Here is a 12502-nt window from a genome sequence, read left to right as displayed (position 1 = left end):
GAGCTACTGCTGGGCCGACCGCCCGTCAGTGATCGTGGCTGTGGTCGTGGTCGTGTGAGTGCCCACCGTCGCTGGCCGCGTCGCCGAGGTCGCCGCCACCGGCGACGAGCGCATCGTGGTCGCCGCCCATCATATCCATGTTCTTCAAGGTGTCGCGCTCCTCGAACTCCTCGACGGCGTCGAGGAGATCTTCCTGGGTCAGCGTCGTCCGGTCTTCGGTCAGTGCCTCGAGGACGGCTTCCCGAAGGACCATCCGGAGGTCGCTGCCGGTCAGTCCCTGCGTGACTTCAGCGATAAGTTGTGGATCGAACTCCTCGATATCCATCGTGCGGGTGATAACGTCGAGGATGTCCGCTCGCATGCCGCGGTCGGGTTTGGGGAAGTTGATGATCTCGTCGAAGCGCCGCCAGGCGGCGTCGTCGAGTTGGTCCGGATGGTTCGTCGCGCCGATGAGTAAGACGTCGTCCTCGATCAGCGAGATGTTGTCGATGCTTTTGAGCAGGGTGTTGACCGCACGTTTGAGTGCGGCGTGTTCGTCGCTGCGGCGAGTCTTGGCGACGAAGTCGAACTCGTCGATAAAGAGGATACACGGCGAGAGCCGTTTGGCGACCTCGAAGGTCTTGTCGACGTTTTTCGCCGTCTCGCCGAGATACTGCGAGGTGATCATCGAGAGTTTGACCTCGACGAACGGCAGGTCCATGTCTTGAGCCAGCGCCTGTGCGGTCGATGTCTTCCCGGTGCCTGGCGGCCCGACGAACAGCAGCTTCCCGATCTCGCGCAGCCCGATGTTCGCGAGATATTCGCGGTGTTCGATCGCCTTCGAGATCTTGTCGAGTTCGTTCTCCTGGTCTTTGGTGAGCACGAGGTCGTCGAGCGAGGTCTCGACCTCCTCTGGGGCGCGCACTTCGACAAGGTCGAGCATCTCCTCGTCGTCGTCCTCGTCGAAGTACTGGTTGAGCAACCCGTCGATCCAGACGCGGTCGGCCTGAATCGGTCGGTTGCGTTCGCGGGCCTCCTCGTGCGTGACGTCGAAGTCGTACTCGTCGTGGCGCTCGAAGTATTTTGCGAGCGTCGGGTTCTCGAGCAGGCGGTCCTCGTCGACGCGCTCGGCGAACCACTCCTCGGCCATCTCCTGTTGGGCGAGGGTGATCGTGCCGGAGAACTCGTCGCGTTCGGTGAACATCAGATCCGAGATGGCCTCCCACGGGCGGTCGACCCCGGTCCCCTCACGCGCAGTGGTGGTCGTTACTGACAGCGGACGACTGATCCCGGCGGGTTTGCGGTTGGTACCGCTGTTATCCCCGTCTCCGCTGTCGTCGTCGACGCCGCCGGTCCAGTATACGCGGCGGAACGACGGCGGGAGATCGTTCTCGTCTAGCGTCCGGTCGTCCGAATACACGCTCGTCGTGAGCAGGAACTCCACGACATCGAGCGCCGCATTACTCATTCGGTCATCGTACTCACTACACATTCTTAACAGCGTCGTCATGCGCCGCGTATGCGATGGCGTTTCACTCATAGACCCCAATCACGATGGCGGACCGCCCGGGAAAACGGCATAACCGTTTTCGTCCATCGGCTCACAGTCTTTTGTATGAACGTGTTGCTGGGTCTCGGCGGGAGCGACGAGTCGGTGAAGACGCTTCGGCGGACCATCGACCGCACACAAGAGGTCGGCGACGACCTGACCGTCGTTATCGTTGCCAAGCCCGAATCGAAACGCTCACAGGACGAAACGTACGAGTTGACGGTCGATCATCTCGAGGATGCAGGCCTCGAGAACGCCACCGTCGAGAAACTCGAGGGCGACCCCGGAAGCGCACTCGTCGATTATGCCGAGCAAGGCGAGTTCGACGAGCTGGTTATCGGCGGTGGAACCCTGAGCCCGATGGGGAAGATCCAGCTCGGGCCGATCACGGAGTTCGTCCTGCTCAATGCTCCGACGACAGTCAAGCTGGTGCGATAACAATGGTTGGATCGCGTCAGTACCCAGACGAGCCGTCTGGTCCGTTCCCCTCGCCGCCGACGACGGTCGAGGATCGGGACGGACGGCCGATCGAGATCCGCGCACCGGCGAAGTTCACCGCCGACGCGCTCGACGATGTCGTCGAGATGTACGTCGAATTCGACCCCGCTGACCGGGCACAGGGGATTCCGCCGACCGGTAAGGATCGCATCCGCAACTGGCTCGAGACGATCGCCGAGGACAGCGTTACCGTCGTCGCTTACCACGACGGCGACGCCATCGGCCACGCGATGCTCGTCCCCGACAGCGACGATCCGGACGCGATCGAAGCGAAAAGTGGCATCGAGTGGGAACTGGCGATCTTCGTCCTGCAGGCCTACCAGCAGGCCGGTATCGGGACGATCCTGCTCGAGAACCTGCTGGGTCACGCTACTGATCTCGGCATCAGACGCGTGTGGCTGACCGTCGAGCGCTGGAACAATCCGGCGATCGCCCTCTACGAACGGGTCGGCTTCGAGTCGACCGGGACCGAGAGCTTCGAACAGGAGATGGCGATCCTGCTTGACGACGACTGATACTGTCGGACAGAACGACGTGAAGCCGGCCGGAAATTCGCGACCGGCTTCGTCTTGACTGCTGTCCAGTAGTATGAGACGGACTCCTCTCAGCCAGTTCCGGCGCAGCCACTGACAGCCGTCCGTATGATGCCGGCTACACCGAGAGGACGGGCTGGCTCGCGTACGAGAGGACGTACTCGGCGGCATCTTCGAGGACCTCTACTTCGGCACCGGTCACGGGTTCTCTGGGGAGGACAATGAAGTCGGCGTCGATCGAATCGGCGGTGTCGAGGACGACGTTGCCGGGATGGCGCGTCTTCCGTAGTTTCGAGAAGCCGTCGTCGACGGAGGTCGCAAGCGACACGTCGGCGTCGGCGGCGAGCGCACGGGCGTCGTCGAAAAACCCCTGTGTCGTCTCGGCGATATCGTCTTCGTCGACGGTGCCGTTATCGAGCCCGTAGACGACGCCCCGTCCGAGAACGAACAGGGCGTGGACGGACGCATCGTAGCGGTCGGCGACGGCGATAGCGTATTCGACGGCGGTGGCTGACTCGTCGCTACCGTCGACCGGCGCGAGAACGGTGTCGACGGTAAACGGCTCGCTGGCATCCATACACGGCAGTGAGTGTTCCGTGGCAAAAAAGCCACCCCACGCCGTGCTCGCCGCTCGCTGTGCCTTCGCACGGCCGTCGCCCGTTACCCCTGCCCGAACGGGGACGTTTAAGCGACCGCGAACGTAAGTCGTCGGTATGTTCGATACGGTCGTGGTCGCTACTGACGGCTCCGACAGCGTCAAACGGGCCGTCGACATCGCACTCGATCTCGCAGACCGCTTCGAGGCCGACATTCACGCCCTGTCGGTCATCGATGCCAGCGAGGTCGACGCCTCGCCGGAGCAACTCCAAGACGAGTTCCGTACCGCCCTCGAGACGACCGCCGATGCCGCCCTCGGTACCGTCGAGGACCGCGCCGACCAGGAAGTGACGACCGCGATCCGCGAGGGCCGGCCCGCAGACGAGACCTGTGCGTACGCCCGTGAGATCGACGCCGACGTCATCGCGACTGGCACCCGCGGCCGCCACGGCGAGAACCGCCTGCTGCTTGGCAGCGTCGCCGAGCGCATCGTCCGGACGTCACCCGTCCCCGTGTTGACCGTGCGACAACTCGATCCCGAAGCCGACGGTGACGACGAGTCGACTGCCGACTCCTAAGACGGACTCCTGTCAGTGGGTGCCGGCCGCGACCGTCCTTCGGTCGGATCGGGAGGTCGCGACAGCAGACCGTCTCACCCGTTGGCACCCGAGACCGGCGGTTACTTCCCGACAGGAGACCCAGCAGCTATCATGTACGACGAACTCATTGAGAGCGGCGATCTGCCGCTCGCGCGCAAATCTGTGCTGCCGGGAACTGGCTTCTTCCTGCCCGACACGCTCGAGGAAGATCTCGAAGCACAGCAGACCGAAGCCGCCCTCGAGGGGGCTAACGTCGCGGTTATCGCGGACCCGGACGCGGACGGACTGGCCTGCGTTGCACTGCTTCGCGAAGCCTACGACGACGTTCAGAACGTCCCGGAACCGGACGACGATACCGAGGCCGACGACGATACCGACGAGGAGCCCCTCGAGGAGCCCGAGCCGACGCCACACACCGTCGCGCTCATTCCTGCGAGTCCCCACGACGTGGAGGACGCGCTGGCTCGCGTCGCCGAATACGGCGACGAGGGGATCGATATCTTCGTCTGCGATCTCGCACCCGATCGCTACAAGTACGTCGAGTCGGAACTCGATGCGGCCCTCGAGACCGCCGACAGCGTCGCGTGGTACGACCACCACCAGTGGGGCGACGACGTCGCACAGGCCGTTCTGGACGCCGGTGTCGAACTCGTCGTCGGTGACTCCGACGAGGAGTGCAGCGCCGACGTGGTGTATCGCTCGCTCGAGTACGACTTCGGGCCGATGTACGAGGAACTGGCGGCTGTCACCCGAGATCACGACCTCTGGCTGCGCGAGGACTCACGCAGCGACGATCTGGCGGACTACGCCTACTGGACCGATCCCGCCGAATACGTCGAGGTCGTCCGCGAGTACGGCGTCGACCTGCCCGACTGGGTCCAAGAGTACATCGCCGAACGCCGCGTCGAGAAGGAGGCACTAATCGAACAGGCGATCGGCCGGGCGGAACTGCGAGAGATCGGCGGCTACACGGTCGGGATCACCTACGGCCGCTGTTCACAGAACGAGGTCGCCGAAGCGATGCGCGAACAGGGTGCCGACGCCTCCGTGATCGTCAAACCCGCTGGCTCGGCCTCGATTCGGGGCACCGACGAGTTCGATCGGTGCCACGAAGTCGCAGGGAAGGTAAACGGCGGCGGCCACCCGAAGGCCGCGGGCTGTAAGCCCGACATCTACGACGATATGCTCGACTACGCGAATCACTGGACGACCCGCGGGGCCGTGACGAAACGGGTTATCCTCGACGCCTTCCGTGATGTCGTCGCAAAAGCGGACGACGATGAGGATGACGACGCTGAAACGAGCGACGACTGACTCGATCGTACCGCTATCAGTCAACGCGAAGTGAGGACGATTGACGGGCCACTGCGCGGTCACTGCCGCGACGCGAAATACCGCATCACCAGCTGCAGAACGTGGACGAAGACACCGGCGACGGCGATGTAGACGCCGATCGTCTGCAGGGCCACTGATGCGTTCCGTTGATCGCGTACCTTCCAAATTTCCCAACCCAGCCGGAGCAGGAAGCCGAGAAAAATGAGGACGAAGCCGGCGAGCAACGCCGGCGCGACGAACGTCCCGATCAGAATCGCGACGAGACCGCCGATAAACGCGTAGTTGGCGTACGATCCCCAGTGGTCGAACGTCTTCGGCCGTGCGTAGACGTAGGCTGCGATGAGAGCAGTGATGACGACCACGATAATCGCCGTCACGACGAGGATCGTCGGCTGGGACGCTCGAGGCGCGAATTGAAGCACACCGGCCCCGAAGACCCCGAACGCCAGTTGCAGGATCACCATCCCGACGAGCGCGATCTCCGTGTCACCGCCTTCGACACCCCGTTCGGCGACCAGCTGGCCGGCCATGATCGCCGCGCCGTAGGCGATCACGCCGACGATCGGGATCGAGAACAGGTAGTCGTTGACCGCCGCGAGCGGCGTCGCGACGAGGACGTACATCAGGAGGACGTTGATTGCCATCAGCGCGGTCGCACCGCCGATTACACGCGCCTCGCGGCTCGAGAGACCGAACCCGCGGCCGGTCTCGGACGGGGTTTCGGTCGCACTCATCGTGGGTCCTATGCTATACGGTACCAAAAGTTGTCGCCCGACAGCTGCCAGTCTCAACACCGGCGCTGTGATCGACTCACGATCCGACTGCGGCAATCGATCGCTATACTACCGGACAACAGTCAGTGAACACTCGATCGCGTCTCGACGGCTGTCGCCGTCGGCGACAGCGTCTTGAGTGTGATCGAGGTATGAACCGTTTTGTCCGGCAGTATTAGTCGTCTTCCTCCTCAGTCGCGTTCCACCGATCGGAAAACGCCGTCCCGCACGTACACTGTGCGTAGGCGTGGACCACGTCGCCGTCGGCGTAGATGCCGCCGACCGACTCGTTTTGTTCTTCGGCGAACGCGAAGACGTACTGGACCGCGTGCTCGCCGTCGGCGTCGGCATCGGCATCGGCGTCCGGACACTGCCCACCCGCGAGATCGGCGTCGATCTCTCCCTCGGTATTCATCGCGGACTTGGCGAACTCCATCGCGCCGGTGCCGGTCGCCGCTTGGAAGGCGTTGCGCCCCCGCTCGCCGTCGACGACGATCAGGGTCCCGTCGTCGACGCGCTCGCCGAACTGCTCGAGTCGGTCGTCGGAGACGTACGATTCCGCCAGAAAGAGCGCGACATCATCGGGCCGCTTGCCGGCCAGAAATTCCTCGCGTTGGTCACTCATGCCCGCTGGTTGGCACTCGAGGTGGAAAAAGGACGGTATTCGACTCGTCGCTCGTGACTCGAGCGCTGGATCGACGATTTGACCAGTCGCGACTACTGATCCTCGAGATCCTTCGCGATCTCGCTCAGACTGTCGCTTGGTGGCTCCCGAGCGTCGTAGTAGGCCGTTTCGCCGGGTGCGCGAAGGCCATAGAGGAACTCGGGTTCGACGACGTCGATCAGCACCGAGCCGCCTGCGGGAACGTCGTGGTCGTCGGTCCATGCAGTGAGTCGGTCGGTCGCGCCGCTCGGGTCGCGGGCGCTGTCCGGGGTCTCGTAGACGCCCGGAATGGCCAGGTCGTCGCCGGTCAACGCTCGCTCGACGTGTGCGAACAGTTCCTCGCCATCGAGGACGACTCGAACGACCTCGTCAGTCGGAAACGCATCGCGGTCGTCGGCCGGTACCACGAGTTTGACGCCGGTTGCCGTCTCCGTACACGTCGATCGGACCGTCTCTACTGCTGGATGATCGCTCGCAATTCGGTCAGCCATTGAAAACAAATCGAGTGAATCGACGCGAGTTACTCGTCGTCCTCGTCCTCGCCCTCGCCGAGGAGGTCGTCGACGTCGGCGCTACCGCGCTCGGTGATCGAGGCGTTGATCTGGGCGACGGCGTCGGAGACTTCGCGGCCACGGACCGTGATGCGGCGTCGCTCGCCGTCACGCTCTGGGTGATAGCCCGTCTGTCGACCGGTCATCAGCACTTCCTGCAGGTTCGGCCCGGCGACCTCGCTGTTGAGCGGACGGCCCGCCTCGTCGGAGCCGCCGGTGATCTCGAGCGTGTAGCCGTCGAGGCCGACCGCGCCACCGTCGACTTCGTCGCCGATCGACTTGCCGCTAAACCGGTTTGCGTCCTGGTCCTCTGCCTCGAGCTGATAGGCCATCCCCGAGTCGGGATCGCCGACAACGACAGTGAAACTTGCCATGCCCGACGGAAGACGGCCGTCGCTCAAAAGATCATCGATCGGAACCGGCCTTTTGCACTGCAGTCTGTTGCGCTGACGGCAGCGTAGCTGCCGCACAGCGCACCGTCCCTCGGCAAAATCTCGAGAGAGCAAAGCTCTCTCGGACCTCGCGGGAGCTTTGCTCCCGCTTAGGGTCGATCAAAAGCACTCCTCCCTCCCCTACGGGTCGGTCGTCGGCCCGCTCGTTCGCTTCACTCACTCGCGGTCGGTATCAGTGCAGTGCCTGCTCACCCCCCCGGTTAGACGGCTCTCGCAGTGCTCGAGCCATCCTCCCAGCCGATCGCCGCAGTTCGGTTCCACGCCAATTCCGCTCGAACAGTCAAGTACGTGGACTCCCTACGTCGACGTGTGTTCATCGATCCCGAGCGGCTCGAGGAGCGACTCCGCGAGGAGTTCGGCGGCACGGCCAGCCAGTCACGGGTCGTCGTTCGCCAGGCCGTCGATCTCGCCGATTCCGGGCAGTACGAGGCCGACATGGGCACGACGCTGACGACCGAGTTCGTCGTCGACGAGCTATCGGACGCCCCTGAGGGGACGCCGGCAGAGCGATGGAACTGGTGGCTCGGCTCGCTCGAGCTCGCGTATGGCGACTACGAGCGGTTCGGCATTCGAAAGTATCGGAAATAGGGCAACACCGATTGTCTTCCACGACGTAGGGCTGCACAATGAGTGAGCTGTCGCGACCGGTCTGGCCGGCGTATCCGCTTTCGGCGCTCGTCGCCGGTCTCGGCCACTGTTATCTCGGACGGTGGAAACGCGGCGGGATCTGGTTCGTCCTGTACGCACTCGCAGTCGCGTTCCTGAGCGCTCGATCGCTGTCGGGTGCACTCGATCTTGACGAACCGTTCGTCGTGACGGCACTGCAGTTCGACGCAGTGAGCTACGCCGACGTGGCCGTGCCGCTTGCCATCTTGCTCGTCTGTCTGCTCGACGTCTATCTCATCGGGTTGACCGAGCGAACCGCTGCCAGGACGGCCGGCGCGGACGACCTCCATTCGAATCGTTCCTGACAGCGCGGTCGTACGCGTTCGACTTTGAGAACGTCGCTACTGGGTGAATGTCACCGTCTGTGGCCCCGCATGGTTTTTGTCCACGTCCAACAAACCGTGCGTATGGGACGTCTCAGTTCCGTCCTGGTCACCGGATTCGGCGTGCTCCTCCTCGCGCTTCTCGTCCTGAGCGTCGTCGGAACGGTCGTTGGTATCGCGCTGTCGATCATCGCGGCTGTGTTCGCGATGATCGTGACAGGTGTCGTCCTCAGTGTCTTCGTACTGGCAGCCGTCGGCCTCTTCTCAGTGCTCAGTCACAACGCAGCCACCGACGCCGAGCGGCACCCGTCACATCGGTCCACCTCCCACACCGATCCCGAAGCCCGTCTTCGCGCCCGATACGTTGACGGCGAACTCGATGAGGGCGAATTCGAACGGGAACTCGAGCGCATCCTGGGTCCGGACCAGCGGCGGGATCGGCCGGGAATGGACCTCTCGTCCACACGCGATTCCGCGACCGACCGTCGGCTCCGGGATCGGTAGCGCCGGGTCTCGTTCTCGAGATGTGCCCAACGGACCCCTCGTGCAGAACCAACGGAGGCAAACCGGTCGAGACCCAACCCGGTCGGTAATGGACGTCCAGTTGTTGGGTGGCGCGCGAGAGATCGGTCGGAGCGCGATTTGCATCGACGACACACTCGTGCTCGATTTCGGGATGGATTCGGGGAACCCGCCGGCGTTTCCGATCGGCGATGTCGAGCCGGAGGCCGTCGTCGTCAGTCACGGCCACCTCGATCACGTCGGCTCCGTCCCGACGCTGCTGTCGGGCGATGCGCGGCCGTCGATTCACTGGACGCCGCCGACGTACGACCTCACGATGGTGCTGGCCCGCGACACGCTGAAGCTTCACGGCGGGAGCTACGACTGTCCGTTTACCGAGGCGGAACTCGCACGCGTCGCGGAAGTCTCACAGACCCACGGCTACCGTGACACCTTCGAAGCCGCGGGCTACGAGGTTACCTTCTTCGACGCCGGCCACGTGCCAGGTAGTGCTCACGTCCTCGTCGACGACGGTGATACCCGCCTGCTCTATACTGGTGACTTTCACACCGACGAACAGCGATTGCTCGCCGGGACCACCGCCCGGCCCGACGCCGATGTCGTCCTCTGTGAGAGCACCTACTCGGACGTGACGCGACCGCCACGCGAACAGATCGAACGCGAGTTCGCCGAGAGTCTGCGGACTACGATCTGGGAGGGTGGCACCGTCGTCGTCCCCGCCTTCGGCATCGGCCGCACCCAGGAGATACTGTGTCTCTGCGAGGAATACGATCTCGAGTGCTACGTCGACGGCATGGGCAAACGCGTCACGGAACTCTTCCTTCGAGACGAGAATCGCGACTTTCTGCGCGATCCCGACCTCCTGCGCCGGGCGAAAGGCAACGCCCGATTCGTGGACGGTCGCGACGGCCAGCGCCGGCGGATCGCCGAACAAAACACCGTGATCGTCACCACCAGCGGGATGCTCCACGGCGGACCCGCGATGACCTACGTGCCGGCGATCCGCTCGCATCCAACGAACAAGATCGCCATGACCGGCTATCAGGTCGAGGGAACGCCCGGTCGCGACCTGCTCGAGACCGGCAGCGCCGAACTCGACGGCCGCGTGATGCGGGTCAGCGCACAGGTCGAACAGTACGACTTCTCCGCGCACGCTGATCGCGCGGGGCTTCGATCGTTCCTCGGGTCCTACACCGACACGCCAATCCTGGTCAACCACGGCGATCGCTGCGAGGCGTTCGCCGAGGAACTGCGCGCGGACGGCTACGACGCGTCAGCGCCCGCCCTGGGCAAGCGACTCACAGTCTGATACGGTCTGCTGTCACTGTGTACCGGCGTATCCGCATGACGGGTTGTGGGTGCGCCGGCACCCACTGACAGGAGTCCGTATGAGTAGACAGCGCGATCCGACCCGTCCGTCGATCCGGCACGTTCAACGGTCAGGATTTTCCCTCGAGCCGTGGTCTTCGTCCGCGTGACTGACTCCGATCCGAACGGCGGCCCCGAAGCGGCCCCCGATCTCGACGACCTCGACCTGAGCGAGACCGAGCAAGCGTCGCTTCACGACCTCCAGTTGAGTATCGAGCACGTCCACCGAGCCTACGGGACGTTGCTCGAGTTTCACCACCAGCTCGGCCACGCGATGGACCGGCTTGGCGATGCCGAGGACCACCTTCGCGAAGCCGGCCACGAGGCGTGGGCGAACGAACTCCGCGACGACCATCTCCCGGCGGGCGCGATCAGCGACCAGTGGACGTTCGAACTCGTCGAGGAGTTCTCCGAGGAGTTTCTCGAGGACGTCGACGCCTTCGAACGCGAGGTCAGAGACAAACTGGCCGACGGCGTCGATCACGTCACCGAGCGCCGGCAGAAGCGCCGGTTGCGCGAGCGTGCCGAAGACGCCGATCACGACTGATCGCCGGTGCCCTTCGCATGGTTTAAGCCTGCGCTGCCTGCATGTCGACACAATGAGCGACGAGAGTCAGGAACTCGGGATCACCGAGTCGAAATCACACAAGCCCGGCGAGTGGTACGCCGAGGTCGTCCAGAAGGCGGGCCTCGCGGACTACGCGCCGATGGGAGGATTTATCGTCACGAAACCTCGCGGCTACGCCCTCTGGGAGGCCATTCAGGACGCGCTGGACGGTTGGTTCAAAGAGACCGGCGTCGACAACGTCTACTTCCCGATGTTCATCCCCGAGAGCTTCTTAGAGCGGGAAAAGGACATCGTCGAAGGCTTCGACCCTGAAGTCGCGTGGGTGACCCAGGGCGGTCACGACGAGCTCGAGGAACGCCTCGCCGTCCGACCCACCAGTGAATCGATCATCGCGCCATTCATGGCCGACTGGACCCGTAGCCACCGCGACCTGCCGATGCGGCTCAACCAGTGGTGTTCGGTCGTCCGCTGGGAGGCCACCGAGACCAAGCCCTTCTTCCGGACGAAGGAGTTCATGTGGCAGGAGGGTCACACCGCCCACGCCACCGACGAGGGTGCGTGGGAGGAGGTCTGGACCCGCCTGAGCCAGTACGAGAAGGTCTACGAGGACGTGCTCGCGATCCCGGTCCTGCGGGGCAAAAAGCCCGAACACGACAAGTTCCCCGGTGCGGACACCACGACGACCGTCGAGGCGCTGATGCCCGACGGCAAGTCCGTCCAGGGAGCGACCAGCCACAACCTTGGGCAGAGCTTCGCCGAGGCGTTCGACATTACGTTCGCCGACGAAAACGAAGACGAACAGACGGCGTACACAACCTCGTGGGGACTCTCCTGGCGCGCGCTCGGCGCGCTCATCATGACCCACTCCGACGATCAGGGGCTCGTGCTCCCGCCGACGGTCGCACCCACGCAAGTCGTCATCGTCCCGATCTGGCAGGAAGACACGAAAGACGACGTTCTCGAGTACTCCGAGGCAATCGCCGCCGACCTCGAGGAGGCTGGCTTCCGCGTCGAACTCGACGACCGCGACGAGCGCAATCCCGGCTTCAAGTTCAACGAACACGAACTCAACGGGGTTCCCCTGCGACTCGAGATCGGCCCCTACGAAGTCGACGACGAGGAGGTCACGCTGGTCCACCGGCCGGACAACGCGGAAGCCGTCGAGGATCGCGCCGAGATCGTCGACGCCGTCGACACCCATCTCGAGGAGATTTACGACAAGCTCTACGACGCGGCCGAAGAGAACTTGGAGGAGAACGTCCGCGAGGCCCACAGTCCGGAGGACATTCTCGGGACGATCGGCAAACACGGCGGCTACGTGAAGACGCCGTGGTGTGGCGACGAGGCCTGCGAGGAAGCGATCAAGGAGAAGATCGCCGCCGAGATCGTCATGCAGCCGCTGACCGACGAGGGCGGGACGACAGCCGGTGAGGTCCCCGAACCCGAGGTCGACGAGTGTGGCGTCTGTGGCGACCCCGCCGACGAGATCGCATACTTCGCGAAGTCGTACTGACCGTTTACCACC

The 12502-nt window shown here is 64.0% G+C and carries 16 protein-coding genes; 10 read left to right on the top strand and 6 right to left on the bottom strand.

The features are described from left to right. Positions 1-25: 25 nt before the first annotated feature. Positions 26-1447 carry an ATP-binding protein gene (locus tag E2L06_RS13635; RefSeq protein WP_138782162.1) on the bottom strand — a complete coding sequence of 474 codons (1422 nt, stop codon included), beginning with the start codon at positions 1445-1447 and terminating at the stop codon, positions 26-28. A 147-nt stretch (positions 1448-1594) separates the two neighbouring features. Between E2L06_RS13635 and E2L06_RS13630 the strand changes: the two genes are divergently transcribed. Both E2L06_RS13630 and E2L06_RS13625 read left to right on the top strand, forming a co-directional pair. Then, a complete protein-coding gene (locus E2L06_RS13630) occupies positions 1595-1966 on the top strand; it encodes a universal stress protein (RefSeq protein ID WP_138782161.1) in 372 nt (123 codons plus the stop codon). A 2-nt stretch (positions 1967-1968) separates the two neighbouring features. Then, entirely contained in the window at positions 1969-2541 is a 573-nt protein-coding gene (locus tag E2L06_RS13625; RefSeq protein ID WP_138782160.1) for a GNAT family N-acetyltransferase, read from the top strand. 136 nt (positions 2542-2677) lie between these two features. Here the strand turns inward: E2L06_RS13625 and E2L06_RS13620 are convergent, their stop codons facing one another. Next, entirely contained in the window at positions 2678-3136 is a 459-nt protein-coding gene (locus E2L06_RS13620) for a universal stress protein (RefSeq protein WP_138782159.1), read from the bottom strand. Between the two features lie 136 nt (positions 3137-3272). Between E2L06_RS13620 and E2L06_RS13615 the strand changes: the two genes are divergently transcribed. Together E2L06_RS13615 and E2L06_RS13610 are read left to right on the top strand one after the other, a co-directional pair. Next, a complete protein-coding gene (locus tag E2L06_RS13615) occupies positions 3273-3734 on the top strand; it encodes a universal stress protein (RefSeq protein ID WP_138782158.1) in 462 nt (153 codons plus the stop codon). 132 nt (positions 3735-3866) lie between these two features. Continuing rightward, entirely contained in the window at positions 3867-5069 is a 1203-nt protein-coding gene (locus E2L06_RS13610) for a DHH family phosphoesterase (protein WP_138782157.1), read from the top strand. A 59-nt stretch (positions 5070-5128) separates the two neighbouring features. Here E2L06_RS13610 and E2L06_RS13605 read toward each other — a convergent pair whose 3' ends face one another. The 4 genes from E2L06_RS13605 to E2L06_RS13590 all read right to left on the bottom strand — a co-directional run bounded on the left by E2L06_RS13605 (position 5129) and on the right by E2L06_RS13590 (position 7452). Then, on the bottom strand, positions 5129-5824 hold the full coding sequence (locus tag E2L06_RS13605) for a hypothetical protein (RefSeq protein ID WP_138782156.1): 696 nt from the start codon (positions 5822-5824) through the stop codon (positions 5129-5131). Between the two features lie 214 nt (positions 5825-6038). After that, entirely contained in the window at positions 6039-6488 is a 450-nt protein-coding gene (locus E2L06_RS13600; protein ID WP_138782155.1) for a DUF5807 family protein, read from the bottom strand. Positions 6489-6580: 92 nt separating this feature from the next. Then, complete coding sequence (locus tag E2L06_RS13595) at positions 6581-7018, bottom strand: hypothetical protein (RefSeq protein ID WP_138782154.1); 438 nt, start codon at positions 7016-7018, stop codon at positions 6581-6583. Positions 7019-7047: 29 nt separating this feature from the next. Further along, the gene (locus tag E2L06_RS13590) at positions 7048-7452 is read right to left on the bottom strand and encodes a 30S ribosomal protein S6e (RefSeq protein ID WP_138782153.1); all 405 of its coding nucleotides are present in this window, start codon (positions 7450-7452) and stop codon (positions 7048-7050) included. Between the two features lie 387 nt (positions 7453-7839). Between E2L06_RS13590 and E2L06_RS13585 the strand changes: the two genes are divergently transcribed. The 6 genes from E2L06_RS13585 to proS all read left to right on the top strand — a co-directional run bounded on the left by E2L06_RS13585 (position 7840) and on the right by proS (position 12490). Continuing rightward, entirely contained in the window at positions 7840-8118 is a 279-nt protein-coding gene (locus E2L06_RS13585) for a hypothetical protein (RefSeq protein WP_138782152.1), read from the top strand. Between the two features lie 38 nt (positions 8119-8156). Next, complete coding sequence (locus E2L06_RS13580; protein ID WP_138782151.1) at positions 8157-8501, top strand: hypothetical protein; 345 nt, start codon at positions 8157-8159, stop codon at positions 8499-8501. 102 nt (positions 8502-8603) lie between these two features. Then, positions 8604-9023 (top strand): SHOCT domain-containing protein, encoded by a 420-nt coding sequence (locus E2L06_RS13575; RefSeq protein ID WP_138782150.1) that lies wholly within the window; start codon positions 8604-8606, stop codon positions 9021-9023. 88 nt (positions 9024-9111) lie between these two features. After that, the gene (locus tag E2L06_RS13570; protein ID WP_138782149.1) at positions 9112-10350 is read left to right on the top strand and encodes an MBL fold metallo-hydrolase; all 1239 of its coding nucleotides are present in this window, start codon (positions 9112-9114) and stop codon (positions 10348-10350) included. Between the two features lie 165 nt (positions 10351-10515). Next, positions 10516-10956 carry a hypothetical protein gene (locus E2L06_RS13565; RefSeq protein ID WP_138782148.1) on the top strand — a complete coding sequence of 147 codons (441 nt, stop codon included), beginning with the start codon at positions 10516-10518 and terminating at the stop codon, positions 10954-10956. A 52-nt stretch (positions 10957-11008) separates the two neighbouring features. Then, the gene (gene proS, locus E2L06_RS13560; RefSeq protein WP_138782147.1) at positions 11009-12490 is read left to right on the top strand and encodes a proline--tRNA ligase; all 1482 of its coding nucleotides are present in this window, start codon (positions 11009-11011) and stop codon (positions 12488-12490) included. Positions 12491-12502: the final 12 nt, after the last annotated feature.

Source organism: Haloterrigena sp. H1, assembly GCF_005938085.1.
In the GTDB taxonomy this organism is placed as follows: domain Archaea; phylum Halobacteriota; class Halobacteria; order Halobacteriales; family Natrialbaceae; genus Natrinema.
Note: the sequence above shows the minus strand (reverse complement) of the source record. Positions and strands in the feature narration are given on the sequence as shown.